Annotated in this window: 19 protein-coding genes and 2 pseudogenes; 2 read left to right on the top strand and 19 right to left on the bottom strand. The window is 39.4% G+C overall.

Annotated elements, in window-relative coordinates; all coding sequences use genetic code 11:
* Positions 1–53: 53 nt before the first annotated feature.
* From pepB to trmJ, 10 genes and pseudogenes are all read right to left on the bottom strand, one after another.
* Positions 54–1,349: an aminopeptidase PepB gene (gene pepB / locus LDL57_RS04475; protein ID WP_180560305.1), complete on the bottom strand. Its 1,296-nt coding sequence runs from the start codon at positions 1,347–1,349 to the stop codon at positions 54–56.
* Positions 1,350–1,515: 166 nt separating this feature from the next.
* The gene (gene iscX / locus LDL57_RS04470) at positions 1,516–1,716 is read right to left on the bottom strand and encodes a Fe-S cluster assembly protein IscX (protein ID WP_180560304.1); all 201 of its coding nucleotides are present in this window, start codon (positions 1,714–1,716) and stop codon (positions 1,516–1,518) included.
* A gap of 27 nt (positions 1,717–1,743) precedes the next feature.
* A complete protein-coding gene (gene fdx / locus LDL57_RS04465) occupies positions 1,744–2,079 on the bottom strand; it encodes an ISC system 2Fe-2S type ferredoxin (protein ID WP_026821717.1) in 336 nt (111 codons plus the stop codon).
* 2 nt (positions 2,080–2,081) lie between these two features.
* Positions 2,082–3,932, bottom strand: a pseudogene (gene hscA / locus LDL57_RS04460) (Fe-S protein assembly chaperone HscA).
* Positions 3,933–3,942: 10 nt separating this feature from the next.
* Positions 3,943–4,464, bottom strand: a pseudogene (hscB, locus tag LDL57_RS04455) (co-chaperone HscB).
* A gap of 97 nt (positions 4,465–4,561) precedes the next feature.
* On the bottom strand, positions 4,562–4,885 hold the full coding sequence (iscA, locus tag LDL57_RS04450) for an iron-sulfur cluster assembly protein IscA (RefSeq protein ID WP_180560303.1): 324 nt from the start codon (positions 4,883–4,885) through the stop codon (positions 4,562–4,564).
* Positions 4,886–4,975: 90 nt separating this feature from the next.
* Positions 4,976–5,362: a Fe-S cluster assembly scaffold IscU gene (gene iscU / locus LDL57_RS04445; protein ID WP_180560302.1), complete on the bottom strand. Its 387-nt coding sequence runs from the start codon at positions 5,360–5,362 to the stop codon at positions 4,976–4,978.
* A gap of 32 nt (positions 5,363–5,394) precedes the next feature.
* Entirely contained in the window at positions 5,395–6,609 is a 1,215-nt protein-coding gene (locus LDL57_RS04440) for an IscS subfamily cysteine desulfurase (RefSeq protein ID WP_180560301.1), read from the bottom strand.
* A gap of 81 nt (positions 6,610–6,690) precedes the next feature.
* Positions 6,691–7,185 carry a Fe-S cluster assembly transcriptional regulator IscR gene (gene iscR / locus LDL57_RS04435; protein ID WP_180560300.1) on the bottom strand — a complete coding sequence of 165 codons (495 nt, stop codon included), beginning with the start codon at positions 7,183–7,185 and terminating at the stop codon, positions 6,691–6,693.
* 87 nt (positions 7,186–7,272) lie between these two features.
* Positions 7,273–8,001, bottom strand: coding sequence for a tRNA (cytosine(32)/uridine(32)-2'-O)-methyltransferase TrmJ (gene trmJ, locus LDL57_RS04430; RefSeq protein ID WP_180560299.1), 729 nt, complete (start codon positions 7,999–8,001; stop codon positions 7,273–7,275).
* Between the two features lie 125 nt (positions 8,002–8,126).
* Between trmJ and suhB the strand changes: the two genes are divergently transcribed.
* The gene (suhB, locus tag LDL57_RS04425; RefSeq protein ID WP_180560298.1) at positions 8,127–8,930 is read left to right on the top strand and encodes an inositol-1-monophosphatase; all 804 of its coding nucleotides are present in this window, start codon (positions 8,127–8,129) and stop codon (positions 8,928–8,930) included.
* Positions 8,931–9,184: 254 nt separating this feature from the next.
* Here suhB and LDL57_RS04420 read toward each other — a convergent pair whose 3' ends face one another.
* From LDL57_RS04420 to glyA, 3 genes are all read right to left on the bottom strand, one after another.
* A complete protein-coding gene (locus LDL57_RS04420) occupies positions 9,185–9,481 on the bottom strand; it encodes a hypothetical protein (RefSeq protein ID WP_180560297.1) in 297 nt (98 codons plus the stop codon).
* A 476-nt stretch (positions 9,482–9,957) separates the two neighbouring features.
* Complete coding sequence (locus LDL57_RS04415; protein WP_180560296.1) at positions 9,958–11,109, bottom strand: 3-phenylpropionate MFS transporter; 1,152 nt, start codon at positions 11,107–11,109, stop codon at positions 9,958–9,960.
* Positions 11,110–11,198: 89 nt separating this feature from the next.
* Complete coding sequence (gene glyA / locus LDL57_RS04410) at positions 11,199–12,452, bottom strand: serine hydroxymethyltransferase (RefSeq protein ID WP_180560295.1); 1,254 nt, start codon at positions 12,450–12,452, stop codon at positions 11,199–11,201.
* Positions 12,453–12,739: 287 nt separating this feature from the next.
* On the opposite strand from glyA, the gene hmpA reads away from it, so the two are divergent.
* On the top strand, positions 12,740–13,948 hold the full coding sequence (gene hmpA, locus LDL57_RS04405) for an NO-inducible flavohemoprotein (protein WP_180560294.1): 1,209 nt from the start codon (positions 12,740–12,742) through the stop codon (positions 13,946–13,948).
* Between the two features lie 109 nt (positions 13,949–14,057).
* On the opposite strand, the gene glnB is transcribed toward hmpA, so the two are convergent.
* From glnB to purL, 6 genes are all read right to left on the bottom strand, one after another.
* The gene (gene glnB, locus LDL57_RS04400; RefSeq protein WP_180560293.1) at positions 14,058–14,396 is read right to left on the bottom strand and encodes a nitrogen regulatory protein P-II; all 339 of its coding nucleotides are present in this window, start codon (positions 14,394–14,396) and stop codon (positions 14,058–14,060) included.
* 16 nt (positions 14,397–14,412) lie between these two features.
* On the bottom strand, positions 14,413–16,035 hold the full coding sequence (locus tag LDL57_RS04395) for an NAD+ synthase (protein ID WP_180560292.1): 1,623 nt from the start codon (positions 16,033–16,035) through the stop codon (positions 14,413–14,415).
* 26 nt (positions 16,036–16,061) lie between these two features.
* Complete coding sequence (gene glrR / locus LDL57_RS04390; RefSeq protein ID WP_180560291.1) at positions 16,062–17,399, bottom strand: two-component system response regulator GlrR; 1,338 nt, start codon at positions 17,397–17,399, stop codon at positions 16,062–16,064.
* A complete protein-coding gene (gene qseG, locus LDL57_RS04385) occupies positions 17,396–18,193 on the bottom strand; it encodes a two-component system QseEF-associated lipoprotein QseG (RefSeq protein ID WP_225507147.1) in 798 nt (265 codons plus the stop codon). Before qseG ends, glrR begins: the two co-directional genes overlap by 4 nt.
* Before the next feature lie 44 nt (positions 18,194–18,237).
* Positions 18,238–19,677, bottom strand: a complete 1,440-nt coding sequence (locus tag LDL57_RS04380) for a sensor histidine kinase (protein ID WP_225507145.1) — start codon at positions 19,675–19,677, stop codon at positions 18,238–18,240.
* Positions 19,678–20,544: 867 nt separating this feature from the next.
* Positions 20,545–24,435, bottom strand: a complete 3,891-nt coding sequence (gene purL / locus LDL57_RS04375; RefSeq protein WP_180560288.1) for a phosphoribosylformylglycinamidine synthase — start codon at positions 24,433–24,435, stop codon at positions 20,545–20,547.
* Positions 24,436–24,620 lie beyond the last annotated feature (185 nt).

Genomic DNA, 24,620 nt, shown 5'->3' with positions numbered 1-24,620 from the left:
TAATTATTTACCAGAGAAATGAATTTCTTGGTAAATAATCATACAAGAAATGGCTATTTTGCCTTTTTCAGTAATAAACTAGCAATAGTTCTGACGCCAATGCCGGTTGCACCTTCCGCCCATAAATTCATGGCAGATTTACGATAAGTAGCTGAACAATCGATATGCAACCATCCCTTACGATAATTTTCAACAAAATGTGATAAGAAAGCAGCGGCGGTGCTGGCACCAGCAGTATGAGAGGGTGATGCAATATTATTTAGATCGGCAAAGGCAGAAGGTAATTGGCGACGATGAAATTCCGCCAAAGGTAAACGCCAGAAGAGTTCATTTTCCATTTCCGCAGCAGACATCAATTCAGCCACTAACTTGTCATCAAAACTTAATACCGCTTGATAATCGTTACCTACTGCCATTTTGGCTGCGCCGGTTAATGTTGCAGCGTCAATAATCAATGCTGGTTTTTCTTTACCCGCATCGATTAATCCATCAGCCAACACCAGTCTTCCTTCCGCATCAGTATTCATAATTTCAACAGACTTGCCGTTACGGTAGCGAATAATATCACCTAATTTGAAGGCATTACCACTGACCATATTATCCGCAATGCAGAGGAAAAGTTTTACTCGTTGTTTTAAACCTCGGCTTATTGCTAAGGCCAACGCCCCAGTTAGCATAGCTGCCCCACCCATATCTGCTTTCATTGAATTCATTGATGAAGAGGGTTTTATACTATAACCACCAGAATCAAATGTAATCCCTTTTCCAACCAAACAAGCAAATACTGGCGCTTTTAAATTACCTGTTGGATTATAATCCAGCACAAGTAATGCGGGCGGGCGACTCGAGCCACGGCCTACGGTATAAATTCCACTATATTTCTGTTTTGCTAATTCGTCACCCTGAATGATACGGTAGTTGATATTATCCTTTATTGTTTTACATAATAAGTCGGCACTGCGCTGCGCTAACTGCTCAGGCGCTAATTCTTCAGCCGGTGTATTAATAATATCGCGAACCCAATCAATAATTCGTGTGCGATAATGTAGTTCTTTTTTCTCATGTTCAGATAAATTTGGCCATTCAATAGAACGGACTCCCTTGGGTGCTCTAAAACCTTGCCAAAATGCCCAACTTTTTTCCAAGTCCCAGTCATCACCTACTAACATGACATGATGAATGCCTTGGCTATCTAATCGACGACCTGCACTTTGGATCGCACACAGCTTTGCTTGTGGCTGCAAGTGAATAACTATCCCTTGCTCACAGAAGCTAATTAATGCATTCTTTCCCCAGCAAGGCGCCGCTGCTTGATAAGATAGCGAGACTTGCATGATCTGCTTTTCCATCCCCTCTTCCCACCTTAGTTTGTCATATGTGTTTATGGAATCATTGATAAATATAAGATATTAATAATAGAGGTTATCATGAGTTCATACATTGCACGATAAATGTTAATAATAAAAAAGCTGGCAATTCCCAGCTTTGTAGGTAATTTAATCTTTTAATCAGCTATTATTGATACTCATCAAGCCATATTAATAGAATAGCTTCCAGGATCTTTTCATTGGAAGCTTGCGGATTGTCATTAAATCCATCTAGTTGGCAAATCCACTGATGCATATCGGTAAAACGAACCGTTTGCGGATCAATATTAGGATATTTATCATAGAGTGCCTCTGCAATTGCACGGCTATCGGTCCACTTTAAACTCACCACCCCTCCTACAATTAAATATAAGGATCAATGCTCTCTGGCATGATTAATCGTGTATTTAGGAATTTCTATGACCAGATCTTCATTAGTCACAATGGCCTGACAACTTAAACGGCTCTCAGGCTCTAATCCCCATGCTTTATCTAGCATGTCATCCTCTAGTTCAGAGCTTTCTTCCAGAGAATCAAAGCCTTCACGGACAATACAGTGGCAAGTTGTACAAGCACAAGATTTTTCACAAGCATGTTCAATATCAATGCCACTACGTAAAGCAGCATCAAGAATGGATTCACCTTTCTCCACTTCCACAACCGCCCCTTCCGGGCATAACTCTTTATGCGGTAAAAAAATTATCTTCGGCATTATTATATCTCGTCCACAGAATGACCTGACAATGCTTGACGAATAGAGATATCCATACGTCGAGCTGCGAAATCCTGTGTTTGCTTATCCAGTTGTTTAAGTGCATTTTCAATCGCAACACAGGAGCTTCCCTGTGTGCTGTTAACTAATTCATTTACAGCCTTATCAATCGCTGCTTTTTCTTCTTTATTCAATAAATGAGCATCTTTTTTCAATGCGACCCGTAACGTTTCAATTAACCGCCTGGCTTCAACTTTCTGCTCGGTAAGACGACGCTCTACCATATCATCTTGCGCATTGACAATTGAGTCAGTGATCATATTGGCAATTTCGTCATCGGTTAAACCATATGAAGGTTTAACTTGAATCGAAGAACTGACACCCGTTGATTTTTCTACCGCGCTAACACTCAATAATCCATCGGCATCTATTTGGAAAACGACCCGAATATGCGCACCTCCAGCCGGCAATGGCGGTATTCCACGTAGGGTAAAACGCGCTAAAGAACGGCAATCATTAACCATTTCACGTTCGCCTTATACAACATGAAATGTCATGGCTGTTTGTCCATCTTTGAAGGTAGTAAATTCCTGCGCCTTAGCGATAGGTAGTGTCGTATTACGTGGGATCACTTTTTCAACCAATCCCCCCATGATTTCTAAACCAAGCGATAAAGGAGTAACATCAAGTAACAATATTTCACTATCCGGTTTATTACCGACTAAAATATCTGCCTGAATAGCCGCTCCAATGGCTACAACTTTATCTGGATCAATTGAAGTTAAGGCTGTGAGGCCAAAAAATTCCTCAACCATAGAAAGTACCAACGGTACCCGGGTCGAACCACCCACCATTACAATCTGCAAAATATCATCAATATCAATTGCGGCATCTTTCAATGCACGACGAGTGGTTAATAAAGTGCGTTGGATCAATGGCCGAATTAATACGTTCAACTGCTCCCTTGACAGGGTTCCTCGCCAACCATTGATTTCAATTTCAGTCTGATCATCAGCCGTTAATGCTATTTTCGCCTGGCTAGCTATATTTAAAATCTGCCGCTGTAAGCGATGATCCTGGCGATCAGTAATACCCGCTTGTTGATATATCCAATCCACCAGCAATTGATCAAAATCATCTCCACCTAATGCTGTGTCTCCGCCCGTTGCTAACACTTCAAATACGCCACGCTGCAACCTAAGAATGGAAATATCAAACGTACCACCACCTAAATCATAAACAGCGATGATGCCCTCTTGCTGTGAATCTAAACCATAAGCAATAGCCGCCGCAGTAGGTTCATTCAATAAGCGTAATACCTGCAATCCGGCTAAACGCGCCGCATCTTTAGTTACTTGACGTTGCGCATCATCAAAATAAGCAGGCACGGTGATCACTACACCGTCTAATCTACCATTCAAGGTTTCCTCTGCCCGCTGTACCAATGACTTTAATATTTCAGAAGAAACTTGAATAGGATCAACTTGCCCTATGGCTGTGTGGATCAACGGTAAGCCATTTTTACTTGCTGTCAATTGATAAGGTAAATTAGGATAGCGTTGCTGGATCTCAGTCAATGAGCGGCCCAATAAGCGTTTAACTGAAATAATGGTATTAGCCGGATCTTGTTCCACTTTTGCTTTCGCTTGATTACCTACTGTAATAGCCGCTGATTGGTAACTGACTATAGAAGGTAACAATTCACATCCTGCCGGATCAGGCAGTGTTTCCGCTTTTTTGCTGCGAACCGTTGCAATCAAAGAATTTGTTGTACCTAAATCAATACGAGCCGCTAAACGGCGCTGATGTGGCATCGACGACATGCCCGGCTCACTAATTTGTAATAATGCCATAAAATTTACTCTAAAAACGATTGAATAAACGCTCTTCCAATTGTTCAACTTGTTGCTGCAACTTATCGAGAAAACGAAGTTTGCGAACAATATCTGCCGCCTTCGTCCACTGTTCATCATTCAGCTGTTTTTCCATTTACTGCAAGTAGCTTGTTATTGTTTTAGCTAAATCAGAGGAAAATAAGGCTAATGCCTCTTCTGCTTGCTCATTGGTTTCGATACACGCCAACTCTTCACGCAGCGCAAGTTGTTCCATTAAAAAAGCCGTATCATGCATAGTATATTGCTCATTATTGATATCAATATCATATAGAGTTAGCATATATTCAGCGTGTTTTAACGGCTGTTTTAAGGCTTGATAAGCGGCATTGATTGTCGCAGCCTGTTGGAGTGCACCTAGTTTGGCACTTTCAGGTTGGTTAGCAAAGCGATCAGGATGATGCTGACGCTGTAATTCCTGATAACGGTAAGTTAATTGCTCAAGGTCAATAGAATATGAAAATGGCAGACCGAAAAGGGTAAAATAGTCCATAAATGCTCTAGGTTGAAAATATGAAACCGGCAGTGGGAAATTTATGTCACAGCCTTCGTCTATTCAGCTTTAGGTTTATCAAATAATAAATAAATTCTCATACGTTAAAACTTTCACCGCAGCCACATTCATTTTTGCTATTAGGATTGTTAAACTTAAAACCTTCATTAAGACCTTCTTTAACAAAATCCAATTCTGTTCCATTGAGGTAAATCATACTTTTACCATCAATGACAACTTTTACGCCTTTGTCTTCAAAGACAGTATCATCTTCATTAATGATATCAACAAATTCAAGCACATAAGCCATGCCTGAACAGCCAGAAGTCCTTACACCTAAACGTAGGCCTTCACCTTTTCCTCGGTTATGTAAGAAAGTCAGAATACGCTCTGCCGCATTTTCAGTCAGAGAAATTGACATACAACACTTCACAATCAAAACCAGTACAGGCGGATACGATAAATAAAAGTAAACCAGTATCACGCCTAAAAGGGATTTTATATTAATTAACTATTTGCTTTGCCGTTTATTTTTATAGTCTGCAATGGCCGCTTTAATCGCATCTTCTGCCAAAATAGAACAGTGAATTTTAACTGGTGGCAACTCTAACTCTTCAGCTATAGCCGTATTTTTGATAGTCTCTGCTTCATCCAAAGTCTTACCTTTCATCCATTCCGTTACTAATGAACTAGAGGCAATTGCCGAACCACAACCATAAGTTTTAAAGCGCGCATCTTCGATAATACCTGCGTCATTAACTTTGATCTGAAGTTTCATCACATCACCACAAGCTGGTGCCCCTACCATCCCACTACCTACCATGGGATCATCATTATCAAACGAACCTACGTTGCGTGGATTTTCATAATGATCAATTACTTTTTCGCTATATGCCATATTGTAAACTCCTGAAACCGTCTATTCGTCTATTAATGATGAGCCCATTCGATGCTATTAAGATCGACACCCTGCTTATACATCTCCCATAGGGGAGAAAAATCGCGCAGCCGACCTATCGCATTGTGGATTAGCTCGATGGCATAGTCGATTTCTTCTTCTGTAGTGAATCGACCAAAAGAGAAACGAATTGAACTATGTGCTAACTCATCATTCATTCCCAATGCTCTTAGTACATATGAAGGTTCAAGGCTTGCCGATGTACATGCTGAACCTGATGAGACCGCCAAATCTTTAAGCGCCATCATCAATGATTCACCTTCCACATAGTTAAAACTAACATTGAGAATATGAGGAGCGCCGTTGGTCAGATCCCCATTAAGATAAACCTCTTCAATATTCTTAATACCGTTCCATAAGCGTTGGCGTAAGGCGCGTAATCGAACAGATTCTACTGCCATTTCTGCTTTAGCAATCCGATAAGCTTCACCCATTCCTACAATCTGGTGTACTGGTAATGTCCCTGAACGCATCCCTCGTTCATGACCACCACCATGCTGTTGGGCTTCTAGTCGAATACGGGGTTTACGACGTACATAAAGTGCGCCTATTCCCATTGGTCCATACAGTTTGTGTGCTGAGAAAGACATTAAATCAATTTTTAGTTCATTTAAATCAATCGGTAATTTACCTACTGACTGGGTCGCATCAACATGAAAAATAATACCGCGATTGCGGCAAAGCTCACCCATAGCGGCAATATCTTGAATAATACCGATCTCATTATTAACATGCATGATTGACAGCAAAATTGTATCCACACGCATAGCGGCTTCAAGTTCATGTAGATCAATAAGACCACTACTTTTTGGCGAAAGATAAGTCACTTCAAAACCTTCACGCTCAAGTTGACGGCAAGTGTCCAAAACTGCTTTATGCTCAGTTTTGCTGGTAATGATATGTTTGCCTTTTTTCTGATAAAAATTGGCAACCCCTTTCACAGCCAAGTTATCTGATTCAGTCGCTCCTGAAGTAAAAACAATCTCGCGCGGATCCGCATTAATTAACTCAGCAATCTGATTACGCGCAATATCAACAGCCTCTTCAGCCCGCCAGCCAAAAACGTGAGAACGGGATGACGGATTACCAAAATTGCCATCCATAGTCATACACTGCATCATTTTTTCAGCGACACGAGGATCAACCGGTGTGGTCGCCGAGTAGTCTAAATAAATCGGTAGTTTCATTAACTCACTAGCTCCATAAGACGAAAAACGTCTCAAAATTTTATTACTTTGCAATTACTCTATTTTGTTGAACCGTTCAATTTATGCTTGCATATTAATAATGGGTTCAGATTGATGAGTCGCTCTCACCGGATGTTTATCGTTATCTTGACGATCAGCAACTTCTTGTACTTCTTGATTATTGACCAACTCTTGTAAGCTAATATTACTAAGAAAACTGGTAATACGGTCACTTAAATCACGCCACAATGCATGGGTCAAACAACGCTCTCCACCTTGGCATCCTTCTTTTCTTCCCTGACAACGAGTTGCATCAACCGACTCATCAACAGCAGAAATAACTTGAGCGATGAAAATAGTTTTTGCCTCCCGACCTAATAAATATCCGCCACCAGGGCCACGAACACTGGCAACTAATTCATTTTTGCGAAGTCGAGAAAACAGTTGCTCAAGATAAGAAAGCGAAATTCCCTGGCGTTCCGATATATCAGCCAATGGCACTGGCCCAGTCTTTGAATGCAATGCCACATCCAGCATGGCTGTTACTGCATAGCGTCCTTTAGATGTTAGTCTCATAATATATCCCCATAGTTAAATGTGACAAAAATTGTGTCATTCCTGAGTATTTTAGTCAACTATTTAACCTAGTATTTTACTCAACTATTATTTATGCCATTTTTCAATTGATGTGAGAATACCACGCAAAATATGGAGTTCCTGCATTTCAGGACGCGCTCGAGTAAATAAACGTCGCAATTTATTCATGATTTGTCCAGGGTGACGCTTTCTGATAAATCCAGATGCATTGAGCACTGCTTCAAGATGGATATAAAAACGTTCTATATCCTCAATTGGCGGATATTGTACCTTATCTTTATTATCCACCGAGGATTTTTTTTCATTTATTGTCAAGTATGCCATACGAATTTCATAACTGATCAATTGAACAGCCATTGCCAAATTGAGTGAACCATATTCAGGGTTGGTTGGAATATGAAGATGATATTGGCATTTCTGTAGTTCTTCATTGGTTAAGCCAACGCGTTCGCGGCCAAAAATGATAGCCACCGGGGAATTTATTGCCTGACGAATGGTTTTTTCACCACACTCTCGTGGTGTCACCTGTGGCCATGATAAAGTACGAGCGCGCACACTAGTTCCAATTACCAAACTGCATCCAAGTACAGCTTGATCTAATGTCGCCACGATAGTCGCTTGACCAATCACATCACTGGCCCCAGCAGATAATGCAATAGCTTGTAAATCCGGTAAAATAAGTGGATTAACTAAGTATAAATTAGTTAGTCCCATCGTTTTCATCGCCCGGGCAGTTGATCCCATATTTCCAGTATGCGAGGTTTCAACCAAAATAATGCGAATATTTTCTAACATAATTGTCTTTATTTGGCGTTGATCATCAGGCTATTCTACCACAATCATAGTCATGTTGACGAATCTCTGTTATACTGCCACCTTTGCTTAATCCTTGTTCTTTAACATTCCAGTGGAAATAACCCATGCATCCAATGCTAACTATTGCTATTCGAGCAGCTCGCCAAGCAGGCAACTTTATTGCTAAAAGCTATGAAAAACCGGATTCTATTGAAATAATGGCAAAAGGCCAAAATGATTTTGTGACCAATATCGATAAAAAAGCGGAACAAATTATTATTGAAGTCATCCAGAAATCTTATCCTACCCATACCATTATTACTGAAGAAAGTGGTCAAATACTTGGTGAGAAGAATGATATTCAGTGGGTTATTGATCCCTTGGATGGCACAACCAATTTTACTAAACGTTTACCCCATTTTTCCGTCTCTATCGCGGTACGTATTAACGGCCGTACAGAAGTTGCCACCATTTATAATCCTATGCTTAATGAGCTATTTACTGCAGTACGTGGCCAAGGAGCACAATTAAACGGTTACCGCCTTCGTCTTAAAAATACCAATGAATTAGAAGGGGCAATTATTGCCACGGGTTTTCCTTTCAAAGCGAAACAACATTCAGCCGCATATATTAATATTATCGCTAAACTATTTAAAAAATGCGCCGATTTTCGCCGTACAGGGTCAGCAGCTTTAGACTTAGCTTATGTTGCGGCTGGTCGCGTCGATGCCTTTTTTGAAATTGGCTTAAAACCATGGGATTTTATGGCCGGTGAGCTGTTAGTACGTGAAGCAGGTGGTATTATAACTGACTTTGTTGGCGGTCATAATTATCTCTGCTCAGGCAATTTGCTGGCAGGCAGTCCACGTATGGTGAAAAAAATGGTACCAGAAATACAGACTGAGTTAAGCGATCCACTAAAAAGCTAAAAAAATAAAAATAGCCCTAGCCAATATTTATTATTTAGTTTGTAATCTTTGATGACGTGGTTTTGTCATTAACTCGTTGGCGGCGGCTCTCAAATAGATATAAGATTCGCCACGACTTAGCTGCTTAGATAAACTGGCAAATATTTTCCAGATTTGCTGTTATTGTCGATGCCGTCTTATAGAATGATTGTCTATTAAACCCCCTAACCCTATTTAGGTATTAAGGGGTATTTTACCAACGCTTTTAGTTAACTTTACTGAGCTGAAAGTTCATCACATCTTTGAGTATGAATTTTCTGATTAGCATCACTAGACGCTTTAACTTTCTCTCCTATTAGCCCCATCGCTGATTGTAAGGCTTCTTTTTCATTAGCAGCAGTAACAGGCTGATCAAATAAATCCATTTGCTTGTTTGGATAACCGTGCCAACCGTGACACATATATTGCTTATCTTTTTTGTCATTGGCCGCCATCGCCATGGAAGGGAACAAAATTGAAATCATGTAACAAATTGATAATATTAATAATCCGTATTTTACTGAATAATTCATTTCAATCTCCTAGGGTATTGTGACGCCTAATTAATAGATGACCTTATTCATTACGATTGAGTTGAATAATCTAAATCGCAATGTTGCTAATGATAAAGCAAATAATAATCATTTCCATTATGTTTTTTATACATTTTTGTAATAAATATATATATAAATAATATTAAATAACTAATTTTATTAATATAATTTATCAACCAGACAAAGTAATTTTGGATATAATACGCTTGCGTGATAAGTTATATATTTCAACATGGTGGAAAAGATTTAATCAGCAATTCGCCATTAAAGTCGTAAGCAATAGACGTAATGAGGGAATATTAAATTGCTGTTTGCTAGCAAAGGAGGATTTTAATGATTGGCCAACTTGCTTAGTTTTAATATAAAAAATTTTATTTGCATCCTTGGTTAATATTTATCTGTTATTCAAGTTAAATGAACAAGTTTAGCTAACTAGTTCGACTATACCATCAAATTTATTGATGTGATTTTTCACTCGGTCGAATAAATAATGCTGGAATGACAATCAATGACATTAAGCAAAATACCCAGTTATGGTGAAAAGGGAAAAATTCATACACAAAACCCACCACGATTGTCACTATCGCTAACCCCGCTCCTAGCCCCAATGCCGAATAAAATGCTTGTAGACGAATAATTTCATCTTCGCTACGTCCACTAATAAAACGCATTGCCGCAAGATGACAAACAGTAAAAGTACCACTATGTAAAAGTTGGCTCACTATCAATATTGGTAAAGCGGTAAAACTAGCCATTAATCCCCAACGAATAACCGCACAACTTGCTGCTAACAATAATAATCCACTTGCCTGCCAATGACGAAAAAGCACATAGCTAAAGGTAAATACAATCACTTCAGCAGCAATACTTAAAGCCCATAACAGACCAATAGTAGTATCGGAATAACCCACTTCTTTCCAATAAATTGAAGAAAAACCATAATAAGCGGCATGAGAACTCTGTAATAAGGTTGTGCACAGTAAAAAACGCCAAACTGAGCTCTCAAGCAATAATTGCTTCAATGATATAGTTGTATTGGCGATCTGGCGATAAGTAGCTTTAGGCATAATAGTAGGTTGTAATAACATCGCCAACAGCATAATTATTATGCTGACAAGTAATGCATAGATAATTATTTTATGTCCCCAGTTATTCGCTAAATAACCGATCAAAGAAGCGCTAATAATAAATGCAATCGAACCCCAAACCCTCACTTTACCATAATCAAATGTTATCTGTTTTTGCCAACTAGCGGCTAACGCATCGGTTAAAGGTATCATCGGTGAAAAAAAAAGATTAAAAGCCAACATGATAAATAATAACCATAACCAATGTGAACTAACGGTAAATCCAACTGCAAAAATCAGTGTTAAACCAGCAAATAGACGCAAGGTGGTAATTAGGTGACGGGATCCTGTTACTATTGGTGCGATCAGCAAAGAACCAATAAAACGCGCAATTAGGCCCGATGCTAACAAAATACCGATTATATCGGCCTCAAGCCCTTCACTATTTAGCCAAATTGCGATAAAAGGCAAAAAAATGCCATAAGCAAAAAAATAAGTGAAATAATCTAACGCAAGCCAACGTGTTGATGGAATAATCATTATTTATTGCCATTTAATTATCGATGTAAAAAGCCCATTTCAGTAAATAACTAAAACAGGCTGAAACGGATAACAAAATTTTAACTTATTTATGCATAAACCGGAAACTGCTGGCAAATTAACAATACTTTTTGTTTTATATTTTGAATCTCACTTTCATTATCAATATTGTCCAAAATATCACATATCCAATTAGCTAATTCAGCAGATTCTTTTTCTTTAAACCCACGACGAGTGATGGCGGGTGTACCAATACGAATACCTGAAGTAATAAATGGACCCTTTGGATCATTTGGTACACTATTTTTATTGACGGTAATATTAGCACGACCCAGTGCGGCATCCGCCTCTTTACCGGTGATCCCTTTATCCACTAAATCTAATAAGAATAAATGGTTTTCAGTTCCACCAGAAACAACTTTGTAACCACGCTTGATGAAAACATCAACCATCGTTTTCGCATTTTTAGCCACTTGCTGTTGATAGGTTTTAAATTCAGGCTCCATCGCTTCTTTTAGTGCAACCGCTTTCCCAGCAATAACATGCATTAGCGGACCACCTTGAGCGCCAGGGAATACAGCAGAATTTAGTTTTTTGTAAAACTCTTCATCACCACCTTTAGCCAAAATCAAACCACCGCGAGGGCCGGCCAAAGTCTTATGGGTGGTGGTGGTCACAACATGTGCATGAGGAACAGGATTAGGATAAACACCAGCAGCGATCAAACCAGCGACATGCGCCATATCAACAAATAAATAAGCACCTACACTATCTGCAATTTGACGCATTTTAGCCCAATCTACCACGCCTGAATAAGCGGAAAAACCACCAATAATCATTTTAGGTTTATATTTTTGTGCCTGAGTGGCTATATCGTCGTAATCAATTTTACCCTTTTCATCGATACCATAAGGAACGATATTATAAAGCTTACCGGAAAAATTGACCGGTGATCCATGGGTTAAATGTCCACCATGTGCCAAATTCATGCCTAATACCGTATCGCCGGGCTGCAATAAGGCCATATAAACAGCAGTATTAGCTTGTGAACCTGAGTGTGGCTGAACATTAGCAAAATCCGCATCAAATAAAGTTTTCGCGCGATCAATAGCGAGTTGTTCAACAATATCAACATACTCACAACCACCATAATAACGCTTCCCTGGATAACCTTCAGCGTATTTATTCGTAAGTTGGGAACCTTGAGCTTGCATAACTCTTGGACTGGTATAATTTTCTGAAGCGATTAACTCAATATGCTCTTCCTGACGCTTAACTTCATTTTCCATTGCCTGCCATAGTTCTTGATCATAATCTGCAATACTCATTTCACGCTTTAACATTTACTTCTCCTGACTCAGCCACATTTTAAATCGCTATTCAATTAAATGAATAGCACACAGTGTAAACTCTTTTAGCTCACTGAGATAGCCCCAAAATAAAAAATTACGCAAACGATTGCTATATATGTAGCATCAAATAAAACATTTCTCGATAGCGATTTTATTGCCAACTTAAATACGCTAACTCAATCTCATTTTTACAATTAATTATTTACTTTTAATCGGAAACAATTTAAGTTGCATTTTTAATGCAACTTTAAAACCATTAGCTAATTTAGGAATTTTATATGATTGATACTCAAACTATTGCGACCGTTAAATCAACTATTCCTCTCATAGTCTCCACCGGCCCTAAATTAACTGCTCATTTTTATCAACGTATGTTTCAACATAACCTTGAATTAAAAGATATTTTCAATATGAGTCATCAAATTAATGGGGATCAAAAAGAAGCGTTATTTAATGCCATTTGCGCCTATGCCACCAATATTGATAATGTTTCTGCCTTACTACCCGCCGTTGAAAAAATTGCCCACAAACACGCTAGTCTGAATATAAAACCTGAACATTATTCGATTGTTGGTCATCATCTTCTACATACCATTGATGAGCTATTTCAGCCTGGAAAAGAAATTATTGAGGCCTGGGCTAAAGCTTTTGCTGTGCTGGCCGATATCTTTATTAACCGTGAAGAACAAATCTATAAAACAAATGAAAAAAGTATCGGTGGTTGGCGTGGCTTACGTCGCTTCAAAGTGGCTAAAAAGATCCCTCGTAGCGAAACAATTACCAGTTTTCAATTTATTCCAGAAGATGGTAATGAGGTAGTCGATTTTCTACCAGGACAATATTTAACCATTTATTTACAAGATCGTGAAAAACTAACCAATCAACAAATTCGGCAATACTCATTAACTAATGCGCCTAATGGTAAAAGTTATTCTATAGCGGTAAAACGTGAAGAAAAAGGTAGTGTATCAAACTATCTGCACAACGAGATAAACGAAGGTGATATCGTCAAACTGGCACCACCCTGCGGAGATTTTTTTCTGACGGCCAATAGCAATACGCCAGTGACACTGATTTCAGCCGGTGTCGGCTTAACGCCGATGATAAGTATGTTGGAAAAACTATATCAACAACAACATGCAGCACCATTAAATTGGCTACATGCGACAGAGCATAGCGGACATCACGCTTTTGCTAATGAAGTGAAAAATAAATTAACTGATTTTATCCATGGCTTCAGTGCCATTTGGTATAACAATCCGCGAGAGCAAGATAGACAACACGAACAGTATCAATATCAAGGACTAATGAATCTATCAAAAGTAAAACAACGGCTTAATATTAAAAATATGCATTACTACTTCTGTGGCCCTGTCAACTTTATGCAATTTATTGCCAAACAGTTGCTCGCCATGGGAGTAAATACCAGTCACATCCATTATGAGTGTTTTGGGCCACATAAAGTTATTGAGGAAAATAGACAATAACCATTAAAACCAACACTAAAAGCAAGATAAGTGGTAACAGGTGGGATAGGAGGTTACAGATTCCATATCAACTCCTTTGTAACTTTCAACCATCTGTTACCCTTTAAAATCAAATAGCCGCTTCATCCTGCTCACCGGTTCGAATTCGGATCACCTGAGCAATATCATAAACAAAGATTTTACCATCACCAATTTTTCCTGTCTGTGCGGTTTGCGTTATCGTCTCGACACAACTATCAACAATATCGTCTGAAACAACAATTTCAATTTTTACTTTAGGCAAAAAATCAACCATATATTCTGCACCGCGATAAAGTTCTGTATGACCTTTTTGCCGTCCAAACCCTTTTACTTCCGTGACTGTCATTCCGGTTACGCCTACATCGGCTAAAGCTTCTCTTACATCATCTAACTTGAAAGGTTTGATAATTGCATCAATTTTTTTCATCAAATTTATCCTATTATCACCAGTTTTTACGACCAAAACCCGAAGTAATTGGGTAACGCCTATCCTTATTGAAATTTCTAATTGTAACGCGCGGACCTACTGGTGCTTGACGTCGTTTATATTCATTAATATCAACTAGCTTGATCACCCTACGTACTGTTACCTCATCAAATCCAGCCGCAACTAATTCACTGACCGATTTATCCTGTTCTACATAACCTTCCAAGATCGCATCCAGCACAGGATAAGGTGGTAGACTATCCTGATCGAGTTGCCCTGGCGCTAGCTCAGCAGTAGGTGGCCGCTCAATCACGCGCTGAGGGATGTTTGCTGAAATGGTATTACGATATTTTGCCAGCTCAAATACTAACGTCTTCGGTACATCTTTCAATACCGCAAAACCACCGGCCATATCACCATAGAGAGTAGTATAACCTACTGCCGATTCACTTTTGTTACTGGTCGTTAATACTAAACGGCCACTCTTATTGGATATTGCCATCAGAATAATAGCCCGACAGCGAGCCTGCAAATTCTCTTCGGTTGTGCCGGCAGTCATGTCTGCAAATAAGGGCGACAAACCAGCCATAAATGCATCATACATAGCTTCAATAGATACTATCGCAAATTCAATCCCTAACAATTCTGCCTGTTCTCTGGCATCATGGATGCTTATCTCAGCTGTATATTTAAAAGGCATCATTACAGCCTGAACTTTATCTTTTCCTAAAGCATCTACTGCAATAGCCAAGGTTAAAGCTGAATCAATTCCACCTGATAATCCCAAAATAACGCCAGAGGAGCCATTTTTATTAATATAGTCACGGGTTGCCATGACTAATGCTTCATAAACTTGAGCGGTAGGCGATAAAGTTTTAGCTAAATTAGCTACTGGCAGCGGTTCGTAATCATTAAATTTACACAGGATAACTTGCTCAGCAAACTGCGCTAAATAATGCGTTACCTCACCCTTTCCATTAAATACTTTTGAGCCACCATCAAATATAAGTTCATCCTGCCCGCCAACCTGGTTTAAATAGACAATTGGCAAATGCGTTCTTTGACTATGAGATTTTAATAACTTTGTACGGATATGGGGTTTTTCGCGATTATAAGGTGAAGCATTAATGATAATCAGAACATCAGCGCCTAATGCTTTAATTTTATCAACTGGTTCATCAAACCAAACATCTTCACAAATTAAAAAACCTAATTTATAACCTTTAAAAGATAATACACAACTTTCGTGACCAGCATAAAAATAGCGCTTTTCATCAAAAACACCATAATTAGGCAATTGTTGCTTAAAATAACGCGCCACCATTTGTCCCTGCCAGAAAAATGACAATGCATTATAACATTTTTCATTTTGCTGCCATGGATGACCTACGACAATGGCTATATTTTGACTAGCCTCTTGAAGGCGATCAAGCTGTTTGTTACAACGTTGGTAAAAATCCGACCGAAAAAGTAAATCCTCCGGCGGATAGCCAGTTAAAGCCAATTCCGAAAACAGAATAAGATCCGCACCCTGTAACTGTTGAGCCTTAGCTTCCTGCAACATGCGTTCACAGTTGCCTTCAATATCACCTACCAGCCAATTTAATTGTGCTAGTGCAATATTCAGCGTTCGGTTCATAAAATTTCACTCTCCAGACATAATAATTATTCTTTAAAATCATTAGCATCCAGTTTATGTCTGGCTAATAATTTATAAAACTCAGTTCGATTGCGACCTGCCATACGTGCTGCGTGGGTAACATTGCCTTTTGTCATTTGTAATAATTTGCGCAAATAATTCAGTTCAAATTGATTGCGAGCCTCAACAAAAGTAGGTAATGCGGTATTCTCGCCTTGCAGCGCCTGCATGACTAATGCTTCACTAATAACTGGCGCCGTGGTTAATGCAACACACTGCTCAATCACATTCACTAATTGCCTTACATTACCCGGCCAACTTGCCGCCATTAAACATTTCATCGCATCTTTCGATAAGCTACGCACAAAAGGTTTATGACGTTTTATTGATTCCCTTAACAAATGATTAGCTAATAAAGGAATATCTTCTGGACGTTCATTAAGGGCAGGAATTTTGATATTTACCACATTTAAACGGTAATAGAGGTCTTCTCGAAATTCATTTTTTTCCATTGCCTTTGGTAAATCACGATGAGTGGCTGAAATAATTCGAACATCAATATCTAGATCCCGGTTACTGCCCAAAGGGCGTACTTTACGTTCCTGCAAAACCCGTAATAGTTTCACTTGAAGCGACAAAGGCATATCACCAATTTCATCAAGAAATAATGTTCCCCCTTGCGCGGCAAGAAACAAACCCTCACGATGGGTAACCGCACCGGTAAAAGCGCCTTTGGCATGGCCAAACAGCTCAGATTCTAAAAGCTGCTCAGGTAAAGCCCCACAGTTAATTGCAATAAAGGGCTTTTTAGCTCTAGAATTAGCACGATGAATTGCACGCGCCAATACTTCTTTACCGGTGCCACTTTGGCCATTGATTAATACACTAACATCAGATTGCGCCACCATACGTGCCTGTTCTAATAAACGAAGCATTATCGGGCTCCGGGTGACAATTTCTTCACTCCAATTTTCATCAGAAACGGAAATTGACATAGCCAAGGCTTCACCAATCGCTTTATAAAGGGCATCACGATCAACCGGCTTAGTAAGAAAACTTGATACCCCTCTTTGTGTTGCAGCTACCGCGTCAGGGATTGAACCATGTGCCGTTAAAATAATAACCGGCATACCTGGCTGTTGTTTCTGTATCTCAGCAAAAAGTGCCATGCCATCCATTTCATCCATACGCAAATCACTGATTACCAGATCAATTTTATCTTTTGCTAAAATTTTCAAGGCATCCGCACCATTTTCTGCGGTAACCACTTTAAATCCTTCGCTGGTTAAACGCATGCCCAATAATTTCAGCAGACCGGGATCATCATCTACCAACAGTAAGTTGGCTGATTTATGCACTGTCATTGCGGATTTTCTCCACTTTTATCAACCGAATGCGACTCTTTAGTCACATCTGGTGTTTTTGACTCTGTGCTATTTGGTGCAGAATTGGCACTACTTTTATCCATTTTTCCGCTTGCTACTGCTTGTTCCTGTTTACGTGAAGAAAGTTGTCGTTCAATATCTTTCAGATTTTCCAACTTACGTGAGATAATATTTAATTCATAGGTGAGATGAGCATTTTGTTCAGTAAGACGGTCTAATTTATTATCGCTTTCTTGTTGTAAACGTAAATATTTAGCATTTGCTTCTTCAAGATAAACAGTCTGTATTTGATTTTCGCGCCATAATTCTAATAGTGGGCGAATAGGTGCAGGAAACTGCAAACTATAAATATTCAAATTATCAATCATTTTACGCCGGGCGATGACTGTTGGTTCTGTAACATCGAGTAAGATACTATGACGAAAAACATTCTGCCAATTAATTAACTGGATCGTTTTAGTCATCAAACGCGCTTGCTCTTTATTCAATCGATTAGCGCAATCAACTATTCTCAACCAGTAAAGCGGATTATCGGTAGCATTCTCACTGTCTATATTCCATATTTTTTCACAATTTACGTAGCGATAATCTGTTATACGTTCTTCTATTGGCATCGATTCATTTATCATATCCAGAGGTAATGGATGATGAGACTTACTACATGCTATTAATAAAAAGGGTAAAAAAAGTGTTGTTAACTTTATTTTCCAGCTAGTGGAAAAAAATCCCTCACAACTTAGACTAGCTGATGCAATATGCCATGTTTTCCGCATTATCCCTGCGGCTATTAGGGTGTTGTAATTAGACCAATTTGGCATTATTCATACTCTGTGGTTAGTGGTAGTTCAATACGAAAACAGACATCAGCAAACGGACAGTCGATAAGCAACAATTGACCATTCATTCTCTTAATACAATCTTGGGCAATACTTAATCCTAACCCGCTACCTTTTACTGCCCCTTTACGCAATAAAGATCCCTGAAAAAAAGGTTCATAAATCATATTTTGTTCAGCTTCTGGAATGGGTGTTCCTGTATTAGCGATATCGATTTGGAGTTTATCATCAGTTTCATTACTTATTATCCAAATCTTACCCGATTCAGAACCGTAGTGCACTGCATTAGAATAGAGATTATCGATCACTCTAGCCAAAAATGTAGGCTCTGCACGACAGTGAGTCATATTCAACTCAATTTCAGTTTGCATATTTTTAGATCTAGCCGTTAGGTTATGTGAAGAAACGACATTTGCCACCAACTTGGTTAAATCAATTTGCTGAATCTGTGCCGGCCCATCAGCTAACTGACGATTATAGTCTAATAATTGCTCAATAAGTTGTTGCAAATGTTTACTACTATTATCCAATATAGCGACAACCTCTCGTTGATCTAAAGTTAGAGGTCCTGCTACTTCATCAGCTAATAGTTCAGCCCCTTCACGCATGCTGGCTAAAGGTGTTTTTAATTCATGAGAAATGTGACGTAAAAATTCATGTCGTTGTGACTCCAGCCAACGAAGTCGTTCACTCAACCAAACTATACGCTGAGCCAATGAACGTAGTTCACTGGGGCCTTTAAAACGCTCTAATCTAGTAAAAAGTGTTCCTCCTGCCCCAAGATGATTAATCATACGCTCTATAGCTTTCACCGGACCAATAATCATTCTAGTAAATAAAACAACTAATAATACACTCAATAAAAAGACAATTAGTGTTTGCCAACCAAAATATTGCCCTTTCTCAGCAATCGCATTCTGCAATTGAGTACCACGTCCAAATACGACATCCCGTGTTAATTGTACTAATTGGTTATTGGTAACCGAAAAACGTTCAAGCGCCGTAGCCATTTCTGGAATAGGCGAATTATTTTCGCATTTTAAATCGGAGAGATCTTCCAGTAAGGTTTGAATAGTGGCGATTTGGCTTTTATCGGGCAAAATAGCCAGTTGACGCGCTAACATATCACTATATTCTTGCCGTTTTTTCTTATAAAGCGCAGCAAAAGTTTGATCGTTTAACACACAATATTGACGATAACTACGTTCCATTTCAAGCGCAGTGCTGGTCATGATTTCACTTCGCCTGGCATCAAGCAAGGTAGTACGATTAATATCAGCTGCTTGATTACTCAACTCATCTAAACTTTGATAGGCCTGATAGGCCAATATTAATAATGGCAATAGAACCAATAAAAAAGCCATCACCACCAGTTGGCGTAGTGAGCGCGGAAAAGAATGCCATTTATTCAAAGAAATCATCTCATTACCTATTCATACTATTATGGTAACAGAACTTTTATGCGATAGTGAATTTGTCTCGTAATTTAATAAAAATATCTAATCAATTGTTATGTTAAAAACAGCCTGTTAATCACGAATATCAAGGATGAAATTTTAAATAATCAATAAGGAAGTAAGACAAGGAAGGTAAATAATATTCATGGGCTAAAGCAGCAATAAATACTTTATCTAATAACTCACTGCACCCCGCCCATATCGGCGAGGAGAGCAGCGAATTTTTATAAATGGTGCCTCACTCCACGTGTCGCCCGATGTTTGATAAAGCCAGTTAATAAGCAATATCATGCTGCTGGACGGTAGGCACCTTACTTTTGGCATCATTCCTGGTTTATGTGGTATATATCCCTCTACATTGGGTCCGACATAAAAAGTTGAATGAGCAACTACCCAACATAATATGCATTTTATATGCCATCTTTTTAAAAGAAATTATAATTGATTGAAATTTAATAAAAAATAAAATTTTTAAGGTTTTAAAATGGTGTTTCGTTAAATTTAATGCCTCTATTTTAGTAAAAATGTCGCCTATTTGCGACATTTCATAGAGTGAATGAGATAATAATAAAAAATCATACAATTAAATGTCTCCGTTTTGAGACAATTTATTTTGATTACTTGTCAATTAGCGACAGTTAGAGAACTTAACCAACAATTTAACCAATTATTAATTAATTTTAATAATAATTAACATTGAGTTTCAACTAAATTTAGCTGATCATCAAACCTATTCTACTTATTTTCAATCAAAAAATTATCGTTACATTTTATCGCCTATCTCTAACCATTTTTTTATCACTAAAATTAGCCACAGAAGAAAATATCTAATTAACCCAACTGACGACGAGCATTACGGAAAATACGCATCCAGGGGCTATCTTCGCCCCACTCTGGTGGATGCCAGGAATGGCTAACTGTACGAAATACTCGCTCCGGATGCGGCATCATGATAGTCGCCCGCCCATCTAAGCTCGTCACCGCAGTAATACCATTAATCGAACCATTTGGATTTGCAGGATACTGTTGAGTAACCTGACCATAATTATCAACAAAGCGTAGCGCGACTAAATGATTTTTTTCCAACTGGTTAACATCAGCCATGTTACGCATCTCAACTTGTCCCTCACCATGAGAAACCGCTATTGGTAGCTGGCAACCGGCTATATCTTGTAAAAATAGCGAAGGACTTTCCATCACTTTTACCAAGCTAAAACGCGCTTCAAACCGCTCTGAACGATTACGTACAAATCGTGGCCAATGTTCAGCACCTGGAATTAACTGATGGAGATTAGACATCATTTGACACCCATTACATATGCCTAAAGATAAAGTATCAGAGCGAGTAAAAAAGTCAGCAAATTCGTCATGTACACGTGAATTGAATAAAATTGATTTTGCCCAGCCTTCTCCGGCACCCAATACATCACCATAAGAAAAGCCGCCACAGGCAACTAACAGCTGAAAATCAGCGAGTGTTACTCTACCAGCTAACAAATCACTCATATGCACATCGATGGCAGTAAAACCTGCACGATAAAATGCAGCCGCCATTTCAATATGGGAATTGACCCCCTGTTCACGTAAAACAGCCACTTTTGGTGAGCGGTTTGTCATAATATAGGGCGCAGCAATGTCATCTGCTGGATCAAAATTTAATTTTACATTCAATCCCGGATCTGTCAGATCTTGTTTAGCTTGATGTTCTTGATCGGCACACTCAGGATTATCTCGTAAACGTTGCATTTGCCAACTGGTCTCAGCCCACCATAATCGCAATTGACTACGCTTTTCACGATAAATTTCTTTGCCATGGCTGTTGATAGCAACAATATCGTCATTAATTGCCATACCAATATACTGAACACACTCAGCCAATCCATGCTCAGCTAAACAAGCTTCCACCATTTCCCTATCCGCTTGCTTGACTTGGATGACTGCACCTAATTCTTCACTGAATAAAGCCGCAAGAATATCTTTATCACAATGACCGATATCAATATTCAAACCACAGTGACCAGCAAATGCCATTTCAGCTAATGTAACAAATAGGCCACCATCAGAGCGATCATGATAAGCTAATAATTTTTGTTCTTTTATAAGCGCCTGAATCGCATTAAAAAAGCCTCTTAATAAGTTAGCATCACGCACATCCGGTGCATGATCACCTAATTGCTGATAAACCTGCGCCAATGCTGAACCACCCAATGCATTATGCCCCTGGCCGAGATCTATTAATAATAATGCATTATCTTGATCACTTTTCAGTTCAGGTGTAACCGTTAAACGAACATCTTCAACCCGAGAAAAAGCCGTAATAACAACAGAAAGTGGCGCGGTCATCTCACAAATCTGTTCGCCTTCATGCCAGGTGGTCTTCATTGACATTGAATCTTTACCAACCGGGATGGTTAAACCTAATGCTGGACATAGCTCTTCACCAATCGCCTTCACAGCTTGATACAAACCTGCATCTTCACCAGGATGTCCCGCGGCGACCATCCAATTAGCGGAAAGCTTCACCCGTTTTAGCTCCTGAACATAAGCAGAAGCGATATTGGTTAACGCTTCTCCAACCGCCATCCGGCTAGATGCCGCATAGTCCAAAAGTGCTATTGGTGAGCGCTCACCGATAGACATAGCTTCACCATAATAACTGTCTAAACTAGCAGTCGTGACCGCACAATCAGCAACCGGGATCTGCCAAGGCCCCACCATTTGATCTCGCGCCACCATTCCGGTAACACTTCGATCACCAATAGTAATCAGAAAAGTTTTCTCTGCGACAGCGGGTAAATGTAATACCCGTTTAACTGCTTCTGTTAGAGTTATCGTCTCGCGATTAATCGGTTTACCGGCTGCATATTGAGAACTAACGTCACGTTGCATCTTGGGTGCTTTACCTAACAAAACATCAAGCGGCATGCAAATAGGCTGGTTTTTAAAATAACTATCATTAAGAACCAAATCCCGATTTTCCGTTGCTTCACCAACTACAGCATATGGCGCGCGTTCTCGACGACAAATAGACTCAAATAAAGGAAGTTGTTCAGGTAACACTGCCAATACATAGCGCTCTTGAGATTCATTACACCAAATCTGACGTGGATCCATACCTGGTTCATCATTCAATATTTGGCGTAGTTCAAATACTCCCCCGCGACCCGCATCATTCACGAGCTCAGGCATGGCATTAGAAAGCCCTCCCGCGCCTACATCATGGATAAATAGGATCGGATTATCCTTACCTAACTGCCAGCAACGATCAATAACCTCTTGGCAACGACGCTCCATTTCAGGGTTATCACGTTGTACCGAGGCGAAATCAAGATCAATATCAGACTGCCCGGAAGTCATCGATGAAGCTGCGCCGCCTCCCAGTCCAATATTCATTGACGGGCCGCCTAATACAATTAATTTAGCGCCAACGGGTATATTCCCTTTTTGAATATGTTCTGCCCGAATATTACCTATACCACCCGCTAACATAATCGGTTTGTGGTAGCCACGTAATTCTGCTCCATTATGACTATCCACTTGTTGTTCATAAGTACGAAAATAACCTAACAAAGCGGGTCGCCCAAATTCATTATTAAAAGCGGCGCCCCCTAATGGCCCATCAAGCATAATATCCAGCGCACTAACAATACGTTGCGGTTTGCCAAAATTTTGTTCCCAAGGTTGTTTAAAGCCTGGAATACGTAAGTTAGAAACTGCAAATCCAACCAAGCCTGCTTTAGGCTTTGCACCACGTCCAGTTGCACCTTCATCGCGTATTTCTCCACCCGAACCGGTTGCAGCTCCTGGCCAAGGAGAAATGGCAGTCGGGTGGTTGTGCGTCTCTACTTTCATCAAAATATGCGCATTTTCATGATGATAATCATACTTACCGGTTACTGGATCAGGAAAAAAACGCCCGATATTCGATCCTTCCATTACGGCAGCGTTATCTTTATATGCCGATAAAATATAATCAGGGGTTTGTTGATAAGTATTTTTTATCATGCTAAACAAAGAATTAGGTTGAGATTTACCATCAATAACCCAACTGGCATTAAAAATTTTATGCCGACAATGTTCTGAATTAGCTTGTGCAAACATATAGAGCTCAACATCCGTTGGATCCCGGCCTAATGCTTGAAAGGCATGCATTAAATAATCAATCTCATCTGTGGCTAACGCTAACCCTAATTCAGTATTTGCCAATTCCAGTGCACGACGACCATTTTTTAATATTTCTATCGTTACCATCGGCGCCGGCTTATGGTGCATAAAGAGGGATTTTACCTGTTCAAAAGAAGTCCAAACAGCTTCAACCATACGATCATGCAAAATGACAGATAAATCATCCAATTGTGATATATCCAATGGCGCAGAACAAATAATATAATAAGCAATGCCACGCTCAAGCCGGATCACCTGCTGTAATCCACAGTTATGAGCAATATCCGTTGCCTTTGAAGACCAAGGTGAAATAGTGCCTGGCCGTGGAGTAACTAAGAGTAACTGGCCCTTAGGCTGTTGCTCAGTTAATGAAGGGCCATAATGGAGCAATTGACTCAGTTTTTGTCGATCTTCCTGATTTAATGGCGCACCAAGTTCAGCAAAGTGTACATATTCAGCATAAATGTCAATAACCGGCAGTTGTTGTTGTTGGCATAAAGAAAGAAGCTTAGTAATGCGAAATGTCGATAAAGCGGGTGAGCCACGCAGAAGTTCCATAGTAATAGATTCTCTTAACTTATAAAGCTGGCCTGAAGATAAGTATCAGGAAAACTGGCTGACTATTATAAAGCATCATGAGCCGTTACGAAACCGTTTGCGTGAACATTTATCACTCACTGGGAAATGTTAAAGATATGTAAAATAGATTAAATTACGTTGCAAATCCTTTTTTTGTTAAGCAA

It is taken from the genome of Arsenophonus apicola, from assembly GCF_020268605.1.
Lineage (GTDB): Bacteria > Pseudomonadota > Gammaproteobacteria > Enterobacterales > Enterobacteriaceae > Arsenophonus > Arsenophonus apicola.
Note: the sequence above shows the minus strand (reverse complement) of the source record. Positions and strands in the feature narration are given on the sequence as shown.